Annotated in this window: 16 protein-coding genes; 13 read left to right on the top strand and 3 right to left on the bottom strand. The window is 54.4% G+C overall.

What is annotated here, in order from left to right; all coding sequences use genetic code 11:
* Positions 1-170 precede the first annotated feature (170 nt).
* The 4 genes from OGX75_RS01200 (at position 171) to OGX75_RS01185 (ending at position 3,180) form a co-directional block, all read left to right on the top strand.
* Complete coding sequence (locus OGX75_RS01200; RefSeq protein ID WP_012134643.1) at positions 171-539, top strand: diacylglycerol kinase; 369 nt, start codon at positions 171-173, stop codon at positions 537-539.
* Between the two features lie 123 nt (positions 540-662).
* A complete protein-coding gene (lexA, locus tag OGX75_RS01195; protein ID WP_012134642.1) occupies positions 663-1,271 on the top strand; it encodes a transcriptional repressor LexA in 609 nt (202 codons plus the stop codon).
* Between the two features lie 242 nt (positions 1,272-1,513).
* Entirely contained in the window at positions 1,514-2,833 is a 1,320-nt protein-coding gene (gene dinF, locus OGX75_RS01190; protein WP_286450950.1) for an MATE family efflux transporter DinF, read from the top strand.
* 137 nt (positions 2,834-2,970) lie between these two features.
* Positions 2,971-3,180: a CsbD family protein gene (locus OGX75_RS01185; protein ID WP_024130835.1), complete on the top strand. Its 210-nt coding sequence runs from the start codon at positions 2,971-2,973 to the stop codon at positions 3,178-3,180.
* Positions 3,181-3,273: 93 nt separating this feature from the next.
* Here the strand turns inward: OGX75_RS01185 and zur are convergent, their stop codons facing one another.
* Positions 3,274-3,789, bottom strand: a complete 516-nt coding sequence (zur, locus tag OGX75_RS01180; protein ID WP_012134638.1) for a zinc uptake transcriptional repressor Zur — start codon at positions 3,787-3,789, stop codon at positions 3,274-3,276.
* Between the two features lie 155 nt (positions 3,790-3,944).
* On the opposite strand from zur, the gene dusA reads away from it, so the two are divergent.
* The gene (gene dusA, locus OGX75_RS01175) at positions 3,945-4,940 is read left to right on the top strand and encodes a tRNA dihydrouridine(20/20a) synthase DusA (RefSeq protein ID WP_047459672.1); all 996 of its coding nucleotides are present in this window, start codon (positions 3,945-3,947) and stop codon (positions 4,938-4,940) included.
* A 162-nt stretch (positions 4,941-5,102) separates the two neighbouring features.
* The gene (gene pspG / locus OGX75_RS01170) at positions 5,103-5,345 is read left to right on the top strand and encodes an envelope stress response protein PspG (RefSeq protein ID WP_012134631.1); all 243 of its coding nucleotides are present in this window, start codon (positions 5,103-5,105) and stop codon (positions 5,343-5,345) included.
* 176 nt (positions 5,346-5,521) lie between these two features.
* On the opposite strand, the gene OGX75_RS01165 is transcribed toward pspG, so the two are convergent.
* The gene (locus OGX75_RS01165; RefSeq protein ID WP_012134630.1) at positions 5,522-6,505 is read right to left on the bottom strand and encodes a quinone oxidoreductase; all 984 of its coding nucleotides are present in this window, start codon (positions 6,503-6,505) and stop codon (positions 5,522-5,524) included.
* 81 nt (positions 6,506-6,586) lie between these two features.
* Here OGX75_RS01165 and dnaB point away from each other — a divergent pair, with 81 nt between their 5' ends.
* The 5 genes from dnaB to OGX75_RS01140 all read left to right on the top strand — a co-directional run bounded on the left by dnaB (position 6,587) and on the right by OGX75_RS01140 (position 12,194).
* A complete protein-coding gene (gene dnaB, locus OGX75_RS01160) occupies positions 6,587-8,002 on the top strand; it encodes a replicative DNA helicase (RefSeq protein ID WP_012134629.1) in 1,416 nt (471 codons plus the stop codon).
* Between the two features lie 144 nt (positions 8,003-8,146).
* Positions 8,147-9,226, top strand: a complete 1,080-nt coding sequence (gene alr / locus OGX75_RS01155) for an alanine racemase (RefSeq protein WP_047459665.1) — start codon at positions 8,147-8,149, stop codon at positions 9,224-9,226.
* 148 nt (positions 9,227-9,374) lie between these two features.
* Positions 9,375-10,568 (top strand): aromatic amino acid transaminase, encoded by a 1,194-nt coding sequence (gene tyrB / locus OGX75_RS01150; protein WP_286450948.1) that lies wholly within the window; start codon positions 9,375-9,377, stop codon positions 10,566-10,568.
* A 306-nt stretch (positions 10,569-10,874) separates the two neighbouring features.
* On the top strand, positions 10,875-11,588 hold the full coding sequence (gene aphA / locus OGX75_RS01145; protein WP_012134616.1) for an acid phosphatase AphA: 714 nt from the start codon (positions 10,875-10,877) through the stop codon (positions 11,586-11,588).
* Positions 11,589-11,837: 249 nt separating this feature from the next.
* On the top strand, positions 11,838-12,194 hold the full coding sequence (locus OGX75_RS01140; RefSeq protein WP_214143988.1) for an MmcQ/YjbR family DNA-binding protein: 357 nt from the start codon (positions 11,838-11,840) through the stop codon (positions 12,192-12,194).
* Between the two features lie 95 nt (positions 12,195-12,289).
* Here OGX75_RS01140 and uvrA read toward each other — a convergent pair whose 3' ends face one another.
* The gene (gene uvrA / locus OGX75_RS01135) at positions 12,290-15,112 is read right to left on the bottom strand and encodes an excinuclease ABC subunit UvrA (RefSeq protein ID WP_286450947.1); all 2,823 of its coding nucleotides are present in this window, start codon (positions 15,110-15,112) and stop codon (positions 12,290-12,292) included.
* Between the two features lie 250 nt (positions 15,113-15,362).
* Between uvrA and ssb1 the strand changes: the two genes are divergently transcribed.
* Both ssb1 and OGX75_RS01125 read left to right on the top strand, forming a co-directional pair.
* Positions 15,363-15,899, top strand: a complete 537-nt coding sequence (ssb1, locus tag OGX75_RS01130; protein WP_047459655.1) for a single-stranded DNA-binding protein SSB1 — start codon at positions 15,363-15,365, stop codon at positions 15,897-15,899.
* Positions 15,900-16,159: 260 nt separating this feature from the next.
* Positions 16,160-16,591 carry a universal stress protein gene (locus OGX75_RS01125; protein ID WP_115609762.1) on the top strand — a complete coding sequence of 144 codons (432 nt, stop codon included), beginning with the start codon at positions 16,160-16,162 and terminating at the stop codon, positions 16,589-16,591.
* Positions 16,592-16,707: the final 116 nt, after the last annotated feature.

Here is a 16,707-nt window from a genome sequence, read left to right as displayed (position 1 = left end):
AAACGATGTAAAGCCTCTGGTTAATAATGCAAATGCGCTGCAAGGATATCAGAAAGTCTGGTGAATTTCTGGTGTATCCCGTCATACTTCGCGCTGCGTTGCCGTCGCCCGAATCATACGGGCCAACGATATAATTTCATTGACGCTAATAATGCAAAAAGGTTCTTTTAATGGCCAATAATACCACTGGATTCACCCGAATCATTAAAGCCGCAGGCTATTCCTGGAAAGGTTTTCGCGCCGCATGGGTCAACGAAGCGGCGTTTCGCCAGGAAAGCATCGCCGTGCTGGCAGGTGTGCTGATTGCCTGCTGGCTGGATGTGGATGCCATTACTCGCGTATTGCTGATTGGTTCCGTGATGCTGGTGATGATTGTTGAAATCCTTAACAGCGCCATTGAAGCTGTTGTTGACCGTATTGGCTCTGAATACCATGAACTCTCCGGCCGCGCGAAGGACATGGGGTCTGCGGCGGTGCTGCTGTCTATTTTCGTCGCGCTGATGACCTGGGGTCTCCTGCTATGGTCACATTTCCGCTAAGGTTTTTTCGATAAAGATTCCATAACGGTATAAAACTCCTGTTTTCTGCGCAGTTTATGGTTCCAAAATCACCTTTAGCTGTATATACTCACAGCATAACTGTATATACACCCAGGGGGCGGAATGAAAGCGTTAACGGCCAGGCAGCAAGAGGTGTTTGATCTCATTCGGGATCACATCAGCCAGACAGGTATGCCACCAACGCGTGCGGAGATCGCGCAGCGTTTGGGGTTCCGTTCCCCAAACGCCGCTGAAGAACACCTGAAAGCGCTGGCGCGTAAAGGGGTGATTGAAATTGTTTCCGGCGCATCGCGCGGTATTCGCCTGCTTCTGGACGAAGAAGAAGGGTTGCCGTTGGTCGGTCGTGTCGCCGCCGGTGAACCGCTGCTGGCGCAGCAGCATATCGAAGGCCATTATCAGGTCGATCCCTCGCTGTTTAAACCCAATGCTGATTTTCTGCTGCGCGTTAGCGGCATGTCGATGAAAGATATCGGAATTATGGACGGCGATCTGCTGGCGGTGCATAAAACTCAGGATGTCCGTAACGGCCAGGTGGTTGTGGCGCGTATTGACGATGAAGTCACGGTAAAACGCCTGAAAAAACAGGGCAATAAAGTTGAACTTTTGCCAGAAAACAGCGAATTTAAACCGATCGTGGTTGACCTGCGTGAGCAGAGTTTCACCATCGAAGGGCTGGCGGTAGGCGTTATCCGTAACGGTGAATGGCTGTAATCAGGTGCCGGCACAACGCCTGATGGCGCTGCGCTTATCAGGCCTACAAATATCCCCGTAGGCCGGATAAGGCGTTTACGCCGCCATCCGGCAAATGTACCCGTAGAACCGTAGGCCGGATAAGGCATTTACGCCGCCATCTGGCAAATGTGCCCATAGTACCGTAGGCCGGATAAGGCATTTATGCCGCCATCCGGCGATTAATCGATTGGTTTATTTGACTTTTTCTCAGGCTCATCTGCATGCCTTTCTTCACATCCTCTGACAAAGCACTCTGGCGCCTCGCCTTACCCATGATTTTTTCCAATATCACCGTCCCCTTACTGGGTCTGGTGGATACGGCTGTTATTGGTCATCTCGATAGCCCCGTCTATCTGGGTGGTGTTGCCATTGGCGCAACCGCAACCAGCTTCCTTTTCATGCTGTTGCTCTTCTTACGCATGAGCACTACCGGGTTAACGGCGCAGGCCTTTGGCGCGAAAAATCCGCAAGCGCTGGCGAGAGCGTTGGTGCAACCACTCATCCTGGCGCTGAGCGCGGGGGCGCTGATTGCGCTGCTGCGCACGCCGATTATCGATCTGGCATTGCATATCGTTGGCGGTAGCGAAGCGGTGCTGGAGCAGGCAAGACGCTTTCTGGCGATCCGCTGGCTGAGTGCCCCGGCATCTCTGGCGAATCTGGTTTTGCTTGGTTGGCTGCTTGGCGTTCAGTACGCCCGTGCGCCGGTTATCCTGCTGATTGTCGGGAATATCCTGAACATCGTTCTCGACCTGTGGCTGGTTATGGGGCTGCACATGAACGTGCAGGGGGCTGCGCTGGCGACGGTCATCGCCGAATATGCCACGCTGTTAATTGGTCTGCTGATGGTACGCAAAGTCCTTCGTTTGCGCGGTGTCTCTTCCGGTATGTTGAAACAGGCCTGGCGCGGGAACTTCCGTCGTTTGCTGGCGCTTAATCGCGACATCATGCTGCGTTCGCTGCTGCTGCAACTCTGTTTTGGCGCAATCACGGTACTGGGCGCCCGTATGGGAAGCGATATCATTGCGGTGAATGCCGTTCTTATGACGTTGCTGACCTTTACTGCCTATGCGCTGGACGGCTTCGCCTATGCGGTAGAAGCCCATTCGGGTCAGGCTTATGGCGCTCGGGACGGCAGCCAGCTACTGGACGTATGGCGGGCGGCGTGTCGCCAGTCGGGAATTGTGGCGCTGCTGTTTGCGCTGGTTTATGTGCTGGCGGGGGAGTACATCATCGCACTGCTGACTTCGCTGCCGCAGATTCAGCTTCTGGCCGATCGCTATCTTATCTGGCAGGTGGTTCTGCCGCTGGTGGGCGTCTGGTGCTATTTGCTGGACGGTATGTTTATCGGGGCGACGCGGGCGGCTGAAATGCGTAACAGCATGGCTGTCGCCGCAGCCGGGTTTGCGCTCACCCTACTGACGATACCGCTGCTGGGGAACCACGGACTGTGGCTTGCGCTAACCGTTTTTCTGGCGCTTCGTGGGCTTTCTCTGGCATTTATCTGGCGGCGACACTGGCGAAAAGGGACCTGGTTTTCCTGAGTCCGGTGGTTAAAAACTCTGAATTAAAAAACGAAGGCCGAATCACTGACTACAATTAATCTCACGTTTAGCAGAAAACGTAATGCGTTTGAGCGACGTTCTCCCGCTATTCACAACCGAACGATGAGGACTTGATGATGAATAAAGACGAAATCGGCGGCAACTGGAAACAGTTTAAAGGTAAAGTGAAAGAGCAATGGGGCAAACTGACCGATGACGATATGACAGTCATCGAAGGTAAGCGTGATCAACTGGTGGGTAAAGTCCAGGAACGCTATGGTTACGCAAAAGATGAGGCGGAAAAAGAAGTGAAAGAATGGGAAAACCGTAACGACTACCGCTGGTAATCAACTTCTCCTGCCCGTGAGTACAAGGACGTACTCCCCTCTGTTCAACGTACTTGCTTTGGGCGGCGTCTGCGGATTAGCCGCCCGATTTATTTAACGTGGTTTCTTCTTCACCAGAATAGAATGGTCGTGCTGGCACTCGCCGGGGTGGCGACAGGCTTCGACTTCCACACACGCCGGGCATAACCCGTGTGCTTCAATTACGTTATGGCGCAGAGCGAACCCCATTTTTGCTGCCAGCGTATGCATAATGTCTTCCACGCCTTCAGCACACTCCTCTTTTACCACACCACAACGGTCGCAGATAAACATAGCCGAGCTATGGGTCGGCTGATCGAACAGGTGACAGAGCACGTAGCTGTTGGTGGATTCGACCTTGTGAACAAAACCCTGCTCAAGCAGAAAATCGAGCGCACGATACACCGTCGGCGGTTTGGCCTGCGGCTCCGTTTCACGCAGCAGATCCAGCAGGTCATAGGCGCTGATCGCGCCTTCCTGCAGACTCATCAGACGCAACACTTCGAGGCGCTGGGGTGTCAGCCGCACATTGCGTTGCGCACAGAGTTTTTCAGCTTGCGCTAAAAGCTCTTGCGTGGTGGTCTTTTCCATGTGGCACCTCGGATTGCGTGAAAGGTTAATCTTCTACTTTACCATGTTCTGCGTAAAACGCCGAGAAGCAGCCCTAACGATATATCGTCAGCTAATCTTTCAGTGGGCTGTGCTATAGTAGCGCCCCAAATTCACCAGATGCTTAAAATTTCGCCATGTCTACAGAATCACAGTTCGCTTTTCCTGCTCATCGTTTTTCTATCGCGCCGATGCTCGACTGGACGGACAGACATTGTCGCTACTTCCTGCGTCTGCTGTCTCGCCAGACGTTGCTCTATACCGAGATGGTAACTACCGGGGCGATCATTCATGGCAAAGGCGACTATCTGGCATACAGCGAGGAAGAGCATCCGGTGGCGTTGCAGCTTGGCGGCAGCGATCCGGCTGCGCTGGCGCAATGCGCGAAACTGGCGCAGGCGCGAGGATATGACGAAATTAACCTTAACGTAGGCTGCCCGTCTGACCGCGTACAAAACGGCATGTTTGGCGCCTGTCTGATGGGAAATGCGCAACTGGTGGCGGATTGCGTGAAGGCGATGCGGGACGTAGTGTCGATCCCGGTAACGGTCAAAACCCGTATCGGTATTGACGATCAGGATAGCTACGAATTTCTCTGTGACTTCATCAATACGGTCGCCGGTAAAGGCGAATGCGAGATGTTTATTATCCACGCGCGCAAGGCCTGGCTCTCCGGGCTCAGTCCGAAGGAAAACCGCGAGATCCCGCCGCTGGATTATCCGCGCGTTTACCAGTTAAAGCGTGACTTCCCGCATCTGACCATGTCCATCAACGGCGGTATTACGTCGCTGGAAGAGGCGAAAGCGCATCTGGAGCATATGGATGGTGTGATGATCGGGCGCGAAGCCTATCAAAACCCGGGCATTCTGGCCTCCGTTGACCGTGAGATCTTTGGCGCGACCACGGCGGATGCCGATCCTGTGGCTGTCGTTCGCGCCATGTATCCGTACATTGAGCGTGAACTGAGCCAGGGGACATACCTCGGGCATATTACCCGTCATATGCTGGGGCTGTTTCAGGGGATTCCTGGCGCGCGCCAGTGGCGCCGTTATCTGAGCGAAAATGCCCATAAAGCAGGCGCCGACATTGACGTGCTGGAACATGCGCTGAAACGGGTGGCGGATAAGCGTTAAGTTCTCACTAAAAGTTAGTCAATTTCACCACGCCCTGCGCACTGCCGCGGGGCGTTTTGTTTGCAAATCAATAGATTAATTTTGGCATGTTTCTTGTAATGGTCTGAATATGTCGGCCCGCAAAGCGCTACGCCACCGGGCATTCCATATTCAGGGGGAATCATGCTGGAACTACTTTTTGTGATGGGCTTTTTTATCATGCTGATGGCCACCGGCGTGTCATTGTTGGGGATTCTGGCCGCGCTGATGGTGGCGACCGCCGTGATGTTCCTGGGCGGGATGTTTGCGTTGGTGATCAAACTGCTGCCGTGGTTGCTGTTGGCTGTTGCCGTGGTGTGGGTCATCAAAGCGGTAAAAACGCCAAAAATCCCACAGTATCAGCGCAATAACCGTCGGTTTTACTAAGGTATTGTGCAGAGGATCACAACCTGTAACTTTCTTCTTAGAAGCAAATAGGAATTGATTATCAAATCTGTCACTATTGCGCGGCTAATGAATTCATCGAGCTGTACCCTACATACAGCCGAACTAAAAAAGAAAGGGCTTCCCGTGTGGAAGCCCTAATTCTTTTCCCCGTCATACTACGGAATGAGCAGGCTCGATCCCTGCGTTGCCCGGCTTTCCAGCACCTCATGCGCGCGCTGCGCATCTTTCAACGCGTATTTCTGATTCTCCGCGACCTCGACTTTTATCACGCCGCTGGCAATCAGTGAAAACAGCTCGTTGCTGGCTTCGGTCAATTCATCGCGACTGGTGATGTAACCCTGGAGAGAAGGGCGAGTGACGTACAGCGAGCCTTTTTGGTTCAGGATGCCTAAGTTAACGCCGGTCACAGGGCCGGAAGCGTTACCAAAACTCACCATCAGCCCCCGGCGTTGCAGGCAATCCAGCGACGCTTCCCAGGTATCTTTCCCGACTGAATCGTAAACCACCCGTACTTTTTTGCCGCCGGTAATCTCTTTCACCCGTTCAGCGATATTTTCTTCACGATAGTTAATCACTTTCCATGCACCAGCCTGTAAGGCAATTTGCGCTTTCTGCGCGCTGCCTACCGTGCCGATAAGTTTCGCGCCCAGCGCTTTGGCCCACTGGCAGGCTATAAGGCCCACGCCCCCGGCGGCGGCATGGAACAAAAACGGTTCGTCGGGTTTAACCTCATAGGTTTTGCGCAGCAGATAAAAGACCGTTAATCCTTTCAGAAAAGAGGCGGCAGCCTGCTCGAAAGAGATCGCTTTAGGGAGAATGGCGGCCTTATCGGCGGGAACATTGTGTACCGAACTGTAAGCCCCGAGCGCAGACTGGGCATAAACGACGCGGTCGCCCGCTTTAATATGTTTAACGTTGCTGCCGACTTTACTCACCACGCCCGCCGCTTCGGTGCCCAACCCGCTGGGCAGGGATGGCGGTGGATAGAGCCCACTGCGAATATAGGTATCAATGTAGTTGATGCCAATCGCTTTATTTTCGACCTGGATTTCGTTTTCCGCCGGGTCTACAGGGGTAAAGTCCACTGCTTTCAGGACGTCAGGGCCACCGTGCTTGTGAAATTCAATTCGTGTTGCCATGCTTCCTCCAGAACGTATCGTAAGGGTCCACTTATATGGTAAAGTTTCGACCCATTCTTTATCTCGGTAACTCCATTCACTATGGCAGGAAATAAACCCTTCAACAAACAACAGACTGATGCGCGTGACCGTGATTTGCAGGTTGACGGGCTAAAAGTGCCGCCGCACTCGATTGAAGCGGAACAGTCGGTGTTGGGCGGTTTAATGCTGGATAACGAACGCTGGGACGATGTCGCCGAACGCGTAGTGGCGGATGACTTTTATACCCGGCCGCACCGGCATATTTTTACCGAAATGCACCGTTTGCAGGAGATGGGGAAACCCATTGACCTGATCACGCTGGCGGAGTCGCTGGAAATTCAGGGGCAACTGGACAGCGTTGGCGGTTTTGCTTACCTGGCGGAGTTATCCAAAAATACGCCAAGTGCGGCGAACATCAGCGCTTATGCGGATATTGTCCGCGAACGTGCCGTTGTTCGCGATATGATTTCCGTCGCCCATGAAATTGCCGATGCGGGTTACGATCCGCAGGGGCGCAACAGCGACGAGCTGCTGGATCTCGCGGAATCTCGCGTTTTCCAGATTGCGGAAAACCGCGCCAATAAAGACGAAGGCCCGAAAAGCATCGATCAAATCCTCGATGCGACCGTGGCGCGCATTGAAACCCTTTTCCAGCAGCCGCATGACGGTGTGACAGGGGTCGATACCGGTTATCAGGACTTAAACAAAAAAACCGCCGGTTTGCAGCGCTCGGATCTGATCATCGTAGCGGCGCGTCCGTCGATGGGTAAAACGACATTTGCGATGAACCTCTGCGAAAACGCCGCGATGTTGCAGGAGAAACCGGTACTGATCTTCAGTCTGGAGATGCCCGGCGAACAGATTATGATGCGTATGCTGGCGTCGCTGTCGCGCGTGGATCAGACGCGCATTCGTACGGGTCAACTGGATGACGAAGACTGGGCGCGTATTTCCGGTACGATGGGCATCCTGCTGGAGAAGCGCAATATGTATATTGACGATTCATCCGGCCTGACGCCGACGGAAGTTCGTTCGCGTGCCCGTCGTATCTACCGTGAACATGGCGGGTTAAGCCTGATCATGATCGACTACCTGCAACTGATGCGCGTACCGTCGCTCTCCGATAACCGTACGCTGGAAATCGCGGAAATCTCCCGCTCGCTGAAAGCGCTGGCAAAAGAGCTACAGGTGCCGGTGGTGGCGCTGTCGCAGCTTAACCGCTCTCTGGAACAACGCGCTGATAAACGCCCGGTCAACTCGGATCTGCGTGAATCCGGCTCCATCGAGCAGGATGCCGACTTGATCATGTTTATCTATCGTGACGAGGTTTATCACGAAAACAGCGACTTAAAAGGCATCGCAGAAATTATTATTGGTAAACAACGTAACGGCCCAATCGGTACGGTACGTCTGACGTTTAACGGGCAATGGTCGCGTTTCGATAACTATGCGGGACCGCAATACGACGACGAGTAAATCTCCTTCATCATTCACGCCGCAGATGCGTTGACTGCGCCCGCTTACCCCTTCGGGGACAGCGCCGGCGCTGTTCAAAAACGCCAGAGCGTTTTTGTCCTGCAACGCGAATGATTTTGGCGATTCTTTTTATAAGGAATTCAAATGCAAGCGGCAACTGTAGTCATTAACCGCCGCGCTCTGCGACACAATCTGCAACGTCTGCGTGAACTGGCGCCTGCCAGCAAGCTGGTTGCGGTCGTGAAAGCGAACGCTTACGGACACGGTCTTCTGGAGACCGCGCGAACGCTCCCTGATGCCGACGCTTTCGGCGTCGCCCGCCTTGAAGAAGCCCTGCGCCTGCGGGCGGGTGGGATTACGCAGCCCATTCTGTTGCTGGAAGGTTTTTTTGAAGCCACCGATCTGCCAGTCATCTCTGCACAGCATCTGCATACCGCCGTGCATAACGAGGAACAGCTTGCCGCGCTGGAAGCCGCCGAGCTGGATGAGCCGGTAACGGTGTGGATGAAACTGGATACGGGAATGCATCGTCTGGGCGTGCGTCCTGAAAAAGCCGAAGCGTTTTATCAACGGCTTACGCAGTGTAAAAACGTGCGCCAGCCGGTAAATATCGTCAGCCATTTCGCCCGCGCCGATGAGCCAGAATGCGGTGCGACCGAGCAGCAACTCGATATTTTTAATACCTTCTGCGAAGGTAAACCGGGGCAACGTTCCATCGCCGCTTCCGGCGGCATCCTGCTGTGGCCACAGTCTCATTTTGACTGGGCGCGACCGGGCATCATCCTCTACGGTGTCTCGCCGCTGGAAAATCAGTCCACTGGCGAAGATTTTGGCTGCCAGCCGGTCATGTCGCTAATCTCCAGCCTCATTGCCGTTCGCGAGCATAAAGCGGGCGAACCGGTGGGTTACGGCGGCACATGGATCAGCGAGCGTGATACGTGTCTGGGCGTGGTTGCTATGGGCTATGGTGATGGTTATCCGCGCGCGGCGCCGTCCGGTACGCCGGTGCTGGTTAACGGTCGGGAAGTGACGATTGTCGGTCGCGTGGCGATGGACATGATCTGCGTCGATTTAGGCCCTCAGGCGCAGGACAAAGCAGGCGATCCGGTCATTTTGTGGGGTGAGGGTCTGCCCGTTGAGCGCATTGCGGAAATAACAAAAGTGAGTGCTTACGAACTTATCACGCGCCTGACATCAAGGGTTGCGATGAAGTACATTGATTAAATGCGTGCCGGGTGGCGCATTGATCCCAGGCCGGATAAGGCGGATACCCCGCCATCCGGCGATATTCACATCAACATCCTCTCGATCTTCTCTCGCTTCCGGTTTATTGTGTTTTAACCCCCTGCCTGTAAACCTGGAGAACCACAGCGTGTTTCAAAAAGTTGACGCCTACGCTGGCGACCCGATTCTTTCGCTTATGGAGCGTTTCAAAGAGGATTCGCGTAGCGATAAAGTGAATCTCAGCATCGGTCTGTATTACAACGAAGAGGGCATCATTCCTCAGCTTAAAGCCGTTGCCGAAGCGGAAGCCCGGATTAATGCGCAGCCGCACGGCGCGTCGCTGTACCTGCCAATGGAAGGTCTCAATACCTATCGCCATACCATTGCGCCGTTGCTGTTTGGCGCCGATCATCCGGTTCTTCAGCAGCAACGCGTGGCGACAATTCAGACGCTGGGCGGTTCCGGTGCGCTGAAGGTAGGGGCGGATTTCCTGAAGCGTTATTTTCCTGAATCCGCCGTGTGGGTCAGTGACCCGACCTGGGAAAACCACATCGCAATTTTTGAAGGCGCTGGTTTCGAAGTAAGTACTTACCCCTGGTATGACAACGCCACTAACGGCGTGCGTTTCAACGACTTGCTGGCGACCCTCAACACCTTGCCTGCCCGCAGCATTGTGCTGCTGCATCCGTGCTGCCATAACCCGACCGGTGCTGATTTAACCCATTCGCAGTGGGATGCGGTTATTGAGATCCTGAAAGCGCGCGAGTTGATTCCGTTCCTCGACATTGCCTATCAGGGATTTGGCGCCGGTATGGAAGATGATGCCTACGCGATTCGCGCCATTGCCAGCGCCGGATTGCCCGCGCTGGTCAGTAACTCTTTCTCGAAGATCTTCTCGCTGTATGGCGAGCGTGTGGGCGGGCTTTCGGTGGTCTGTGAAGACGCTGAGGTCGCAGGCCGCGTGTTGGGTCAGCTCAAAGCCACCGTGCGCCGTAACTACTCCAGCCCGCCGAATTTTGGCGCGCAGGTGGTTGCCGCCGTACTGAACGATGAGGCGCTCAAAGCCAGCTGGCTGGCGGAAGTGGAAGCAATGCGCACGCGTATCCTGGCGATGCGTCAGGAACTGGTGAATGTCCTGAACGCCGAGATACCGGGCCGTAACTTTGATTATCTGCTGCAACAGCGGGGCATGTTCAGCTATACCGGCCTGAGCGCTGCACAGGTGGACCGTCTGCGTGATGAGTTCGGCGTCTACCTGATCGCCAGCGGACGCATGTGCGTAGCGGGTCTGAATTCCGGCAATGTCCAGCGCGTGGCGAAGGCGTTTGCTGCGGTGATGTAAGTGATTGTGTTGCCGGATGGCGGCGTTGCCTTATCCGGCCTACAAAGCAGCCCGTAGGCCCGGGGGCGACCTGCCGGATGGCGGCGTTGCCTTATCCGGCCTACAAAGCAACTCGTAGGCCCGGTAAGCGGTAGCGCCACCGGGCGAGCAGCGCTGCCCCCCCATACATATGTGATCATCCTCTTTTTCTGTAACAAAACCGCAGAAAATTCTTCCTTTCACCTGCCGCTGGGGTTATGGTCAGAGAGTTTTTTGACCAGTCAATATAATTAAAAATCATAACTAACTGACTATTTAGGGAAAAATATGCGCAAGATAACCCTGGCCTTGAGCGCCTTTTGTTTACTTTTCACGTTAAATAATTCAGCAATCGCCCTGGCGTCCTCGCCGTCGCCGCTAAATCCTGGCACCAACGTTGCGAAACTCGCCGAGCAGTCTCCCATCCACTGGGTTTCTGTCGCGCAGATCGAAAATAGCCTGGCGGGTCGTCCTCCCATTGCTGTCGGGTTTGATATTGATGACACCGTGCTGTTTTCCAGCCCTGGCTTCTGGCGCGGCAAAAAAGTCTATTCGCCAGAAAGTGAGGATTATCTGAAAAATCCGGCATTCTGGGAGAAGATGAACAACGGCTGGGATGAGTTCAGCATTCCGAAAGAGGTGGCGCGTCTGCTCATCGATATGCACGTCCGGCGTGGCGACAGCATCTTTTTTGTCACGGGGCGGAGCCAGACGAAAACCGAAACCGTCTCGAAAACGCTGGCTGATGATTTCCACATTCCCGCAGCCAATATGAATCCTGTGATTTTTGCAGGCGACAAGCCGGGCCAGAACACCAAAACGCAGTGGCTACAGGAGAAAAATATCCGCATCTTCTACGGCGACTCCGACAATGATATTACGGCAGCCCGTGACGCGGGCATCCGTGGCATCCGCATCTTGCGCGCCTCCAACTCTACCTATAAACCGTTGCCGCAGGCCGGCGCGTTTGGGGAAGAGGTGATTGTGAACTCGGAATATTAAAACCGGCGGAACCTTTTGCCCCAGGACTGATAAAACGCATTAGCGTCGCCATCAGGCAATAAGCGGCACGGGTGCCGGATGGCGGTGCAGGCACCTTATCCGGCCTACAGTGGCATCATCCGGCAAGATTCTCAATTGCTGTTTTTTTGAACAAAATTGAGCTGCTGGCTTTTACCTTTGGCGGACTTGCTGCAAACTGAGTAAGAGACGTTCTCAGTGGGGCAATATGCTTAAAAGGGGAATAAGAAGATGACCAATTCGGAGTTACTGCAATATTGCATGGCAAAAACAGGCGCGGAACAGAGCGTTCACAGTGACTGGAAAGCCACACAAATCAAGGTTGAAGATGTGCTTTTTGCCATGGTGAAAGAGGTGGAAAATCGCCCGGCGGTATCTTTGAAAACCAGCCCTGAACTGGCGGAGTTGCTGCGCCAGCAACACGGCGATGTGCGACCAAGCCGACATCTTAATAAAGCGCACTGGAGCACCGTCTACCTGGACGGTTCGCTACCGGATTCGCAAATCTATTATCTGGTGGATGCCTCTTATCAACTGGCGGTAAGTACCCTGCCGGAGGACAAGCGTAAGCTGTTGGTGCAGCCGTGAGCCGTTTTGCCGGATGCGGCGCAAGCGCCTTATCGAGCCTACAAACTATTACGCATATTCTGTAGGCCCGATAAGCGCAGCGCCATCGGGCATTATTACAGCATTGGCTTGAGGAAACGGGCAGTATGTGACGCTTCACACTCTGCGACCGTCTCCGGCGTCCCGGAAACAAGAATTTCACCGCCGCCGCTGCCGCCTTCCGGGCCGAGATCGACAATCCAGTCCGCCGTCTTAATGACGTCCAGGTTGTGCTCAATCACCACAATGGTGTTGCCCTGGTCGCGCAACTGGTGCAGCACGTCCAGCAGTTGCTGAATATCGGCAAAATGCAGACCGGTGGTCGGTTCATCCAGAATGTACAGCGTCTGCCCGGTGCCGCGTTTCGACAATTCACGCGCCAGCTTCACGCGCTGTGCTTCACCGCCAGAGAGCGTGGTGGCGGACTGACCGAGACGGATGTAGGTCAGACCCACGTCCATCAACGTTTGCAGCTTACGCGCCAGCGCCGGAACGGCGTCAAAAAATTCGCGCGCTTCTTCGATGGTCATATCCAGCACTTCGTGGATAGTCTTGCCCTTGTACTTAATCTCCAGCGTTTCGCGGTTATAGCGCTTGCCTTTGCACTGGTCGCACGGTACGTAAATATCCGGCAGGAAGTGCATTTCAACCTTGATGACGCCGTCGCCCTGACAGGCTTCACAGCGCCCGCCGCGCACGTTAAAGCTGAAACGTCCCGGCGTATAGCCGCGTGAGCGTGATTCCGGCACGCCAGCGAACAGCTCACGTACGGGCGTAAACACGCCGGTATACGTTGCCGGGTTAGAGCGCGGCGTACGGCCAATCGGACTCTGGTCGATGTCGATGACTTTGTCGAAATGCTCCAGCCCCTGAATATCACGATACGGCGCAGGTTCCGCAATGGTCGCCCCGTTTAACTGGCGCTGGGCAATCGGGAACAGCGTGTCGTTGATAAGCGTAGACTTACCCGACCCGGATACGCCGGTAATACAGGTAAACAGGCCAACCGGCAGCGTCAGGGTGACGTCTTTCAGGTTGTTGCCGCGCGCGCCGGTCAGCTTCAGCACTTTCTCCGGGTTCGCGGGAACGCGCTGTTTCGGCACTTCAATCTTGCGTTTGCCGCTCATGTACTGGCCGGTGAGGGATTCCGGCACCGCCATAATCGCCTCCAGCGGCCCTTCGGCCACGACCTGACCGCCGTGTACGCCAGCGCCGGGGCCGATATCGATCACATGGTCGGCGGCGCGGATGGCGTCTTCGTCATGCTCCACCACAATCACGGTATTGCCGAGGTTACGCAGGTGAATCAGCGTTCCCAGCAAACGTTCGTTATCGCGCTGATGGAGACCGATAGACGGTTCATCCAGCACATACATCACGCCTACCAGCCCCGCGCCAATCTGGCTGGCCAGACGGATACGCTGGGCTTCGCCGCCGGACAAGGTCTCTGCCGAGCGGGACAGCGTCAGGTAGTTGAGGCCGACGTTTACCAGGAACTTGAGGCGGTCGCCAATCTCCTTGAGGATCTTCTCCGCAATCTTTGCACGCTGGCCTGCGAGCTTGAGATTGTTGAAGAAGTCCATCGCATGGCCGATGCTCATGTCGGAGATCGCAGGCAGCGGAGTATTCTCGACGAAGACATGACGTGCTTCACGGCGCAGACGCGTGCCTTCACAGCTGGCGCACGGACGGTTGCTGATGAATTTAGCTAACTCTTCACGTACCGCGCTGGACTCCGTCTCTTTGTAACGGCGCTCCATGTTGTGCAGCACGCCTTCGAACGGATGGCGACGCACGGAGGTGTCGCCACGATCGTTGATGTATTTGAACTCGATGCTCTCTTTGCCGGAACCGTACAGAACGACTTTATGCACGTTCTGACTCAGACTTCCCCACGGCGCTTCCACGTCGAACTTATAGTGTTCCGCCAGCGATTTCAGCATCTGGAAATAATAGAAGTTACGGCGATCCCAGCCGCGAATCGCGCCGCCAGCCAGAGAAAGCTCCGGGTTCTGGATCACGCGATCGGGATCGAAATATTGCTGTACGCCGAGGCCGTCACAGGTCGGGCAGGCTCCCGCCGGGTTGTTGAACGAGAACAGACGCGGTTCCAGCTCGCGCATACTGTAGCCGCAAATTGGGCAGGCGAAGTTGGCGGAAAAGAGCAGTTCTTCCGCTTTCGTATCGTCCATATCCGCGACGATCGCGGTGCCGCCGGAGAGTTCCAGAGCGGTTTCAAAAGATTCCGCCAGGCGCTGGGACAGATCGCTACGGACTTTGAAACGATCGATCACGACCTCAATGGTGTGTTTCTTTTGCAGCTCCAGCTTCGGCGGATCGGAGAGGTCGCAGACCTCGCCATCAATACGGGCGCGGATGTAGCCCTGGCTGGCCAGGTTTTCCAGCGTTTTGGTGTGCTCGCCTTTGCGCTCTTTAATAATGGGCGCCAGCAGCATCAGGCGTTTGCCTTCCGGCTGAGACAGCACGTTATCCACCATCTGGCTGACGGTTTGCGCCGCCAGCGGGACGTCATGATCCGGGCAGCGCGGTTCACCCACGCGGGCGAACAGCAGACGCAGATAGTCATGTATTTCGGTAATTGTACCTACCGTAGAGCGCGGGTTATGGGATGTCGATTTCTGCTCAATTGAGATAGCGGGCGACAGCCCCTCAATATGGTCGACATCTGGTTTTTCCATCAAAGACAGAAACTGACGCGCATACGCGGAAAGGGATTCAACGTAACGACGCTGCCCTTCGGCATACAAGGTGTCAAAAGCGAGCGAGGATTTGCCAGAACCCGAAAGCCCGGTGACGACAATCAGTTTGTCGCGCGGGATGACGAGGTTGATGTTTTTGAGATTATGGGTGCGGGCGCCCCGAACTTCGATCTTATCCATTCACCTTTCCCGGATTAAAACGCTTTTTCCCGGCCGCATGGCGCTACCGGCGATCACAAACGGTTAATTATGACACAACTCAACCTGAATGGATATACAGTATTGGAATGCAAAACACAGGCTACTGTGTAACAATGTCCGCCCAAGGTTGTTTACTGGAATCAGCCTCGCATCGTAGTAAAAACGCTATTGGTAATGCTACAATCGCGCGTTTACACTTATTCAGAAACGTTTTTCAGGAGACTCGATCATGGCCAGCAGAGGCGTAAACAAGGTGATTCTCGTCGGTAATCTGGGCCAGGACCCGGAAGTACGCTACATGCCAAATGGTGGCGCAGTTGCCAACATTACGCTGGCTACTTCCGAATCCTGGCGTGATAAGCAGACCGGTGAGATGAAAGAGCAGACGGAATGGCACCGCGTTGTGCTGTTCGGCAAACTGGCGGAAGTGGCCAGCGAATATCTGCGTAAAGGTTCTCAGGTTTACATTGAAGGTCAGCTGCGTACCCGTAAATGGACCGATCAGTCCGGTCAGGACAAATACACCACTGAAGTGGTGGTCAACGTTGGCGGCACCATGCAGATGCTGGGTGGCCGTCAGGGCGGTGGCGCTCCGGCTGGCGGCAATATGGGCGGCGGTCAGCAGCAGGGCGGTTGGGGTCAGCCTCAGCAACCGCAGGGCGGCAACCAGTTCAGCGGCGGCGCGCAGTCCCGTCCGCAGCAACAATCCGCTCCGGCACCGTCTAACGAACCGCCAATGGATTTCGACGACGACATCCCGTTCTGATGAATTAAAAAGGCTCCCTTTACGGGAGCTTTTTTTTGGCTGAAATAGCGTACAATTAAATAGCAGGCTTGTCAGTTTTGTCACCGGACGTAAATATATCTACAGACTTTATGGGTTATTTCCTTTCTTGCTTATGATCAAAAAAGACAGGGTATTATTGATTATTATTCCCCCGTTATTTTGGTCAAATGAATGCTGAATCTTGCCAGGTCTTTTCAGGGATATGTGATTGGCCTGTCAGCTAACTTAAGGAAATCATCATGAATAAAGTCATTTTAATGCCCGTTGATATTCTGGCGATGGATCTCTCTGACAAAGCCATTGCCTATGCTGATCATATGGTGGACAAAGAAAACGGCGTGATCCATCTGCTACATGTGTTCCCTAAACTGGGTACCTCCCCAATGCGTGGTTTTGCCTCGGATATCAGAAAATACGAGGAATACATGACGAATGATGCGCAAGAGAAAATGCTTAACCTTGCGAGAAAATTCAAAACGCCGTTGGAGAATATTCGTTTTGAAGTCCGTCATGGCAATATTCGTGATGAAGTAAATAACGCGGTAGAAGCGCATAACGCCGAGATGATTATCATCGGTTCGCGCAAGCCGGGTATTGTAACGCATTTGCTCGGTTCGGCTGCGGCGAATATTTTGCGATACGCGAAAATTCCAGTGATGGTCATTCGTTAATCTGTCATGCCCGGTGGCGCTTTGCTTACCGGGCTGACAAAATCCCTCTCCCGTAGGCCGGATAAGGCGTTTGTGCCGCCATCCGGCGTCATGCCCGGTGGCGCTTTGCTTACCGG

Source organism: Citrobacter sp. CK199 (genome assembly GCF_030333285.1).
GTDB lineage: Bacteria > Pseudomonadota > Gammaproteobacteria > Enterobacterales > Enterobacteriaceae > Citrobacter_B > Citrobacter_B koseri.
The sequence above is the reverse complement of the archived record's forward strand: the minus strand, read 5'-3'. Positions and strand labels throughout refer to the sequence as shown.

What these genes read in the sequence shown, in the direction of transcription:
- OGX75_RS01200 (WP_012134643.1), top strand. Translation starts at nt 171, where the DNA reads ATGGCCAATAATACCACTGGATTCACCCGAATCATTAAAGCCGCAGGC.
- lexA (WP_012134642.1), top strand. Translation starts at nt 663, where the DNA reads ATGAAAGCGTTAACGGCCAGGCAGCAAGAGGTGTTTGATCTCATTCGG.
- dinF (WP_286450950.1), top strand. Translation starts at nt 1,514, where the DNA reads ATGCCTTTCTTCACATCCTCTGACAAAGCACTCTGGCGCCTCGCCTTA.
- OGX75_RS01185 (WP_024130835.1), top strand. Translation starts at nt 2,971, where the DNA reads ATGAATAAAGACGAAATCGGCGGCAACTGGAAACAGTTTAAAGGTAAA.
- zur (WP_012134638.1), bottom strand. Translation starts at nt 3,789, where the DNA reads ATGGAAAAGACCACCACGCAAGAGCTTTTAGCGCAAGCTGAAAAACTC.
- dusA (WP_047459672.1), top strand. Translation starts at nt 3,945, where the DNA reads ATGTCTACAGAATCACAGTTCGCTTTTCCTGCTCATCGTTTTTCTATC.
- pspG (WP_012134631.1), top strand. Translation starts at nt 5,103, where the DNA reads ATGCTGGAACTACTTTTTGTGATGGGCTTTTTTATCATGCTGATGGCC.
- OGX75_RS01165 (WP_012134630.1), bottom strand. Translation starts at nt 6,505, where the DNA reads ATGGCAACACGAATTGAATTTCACAAGCACGGTGGCCCTGACGTCCTG.
- dnaB (WP_012134629.1), top strand. Translation starts at nt 6,587, where the DNA reads ATGGCAGGAAATAAACCCTTCAACAAACAACAGACTGATGCGCGTGAC.
- alr (WP_047459665.1), top strand. Translation starts at nt 8,147, where the DNA reads ATGCAAGCGGCAACTGTAGTCATTAACCGCCGCGCTCTGCGACACAAT.
- aphA (WP_012134616.1), top strand. Translation starts at nt 10,875, where the DNA reads ATGCGCAAGATAACCCTGGCCTTGAGCGCCTTTTGTTTACTTTTCACG.
- OGX75_RS01140 (WP_214143988.1), top strand. Translation starts at nt 11,838, where the DNA reads ATGACCAATTCGGAGTTACTGCAATATTGCATGGCAAAAACAGGCGCG.
- uvrA (WP_286450947.1), bottom strand. Translation starts at nt 15,112, where the DNA reads ATGGATAAGATCGAAGTTCGGGGCGCCCGCACCCATAATCTCAAAAAC.
- ssb1 (WP_047459655.1), top strand. Translation starts at nt 15,363, where the DNA reads ATGGCCAGCAGAGGCGTAAACAAGGTGATTCTCGTCGGTAATCTGGGC.
- OGX75_RS01125 (WP_115609762.1), top strand. Translation starts at nt 16,160, where the DNA reads ATGAATAAAGTCATTTTAATGCCCGTTGATATTCTGGCGATGGATCTC.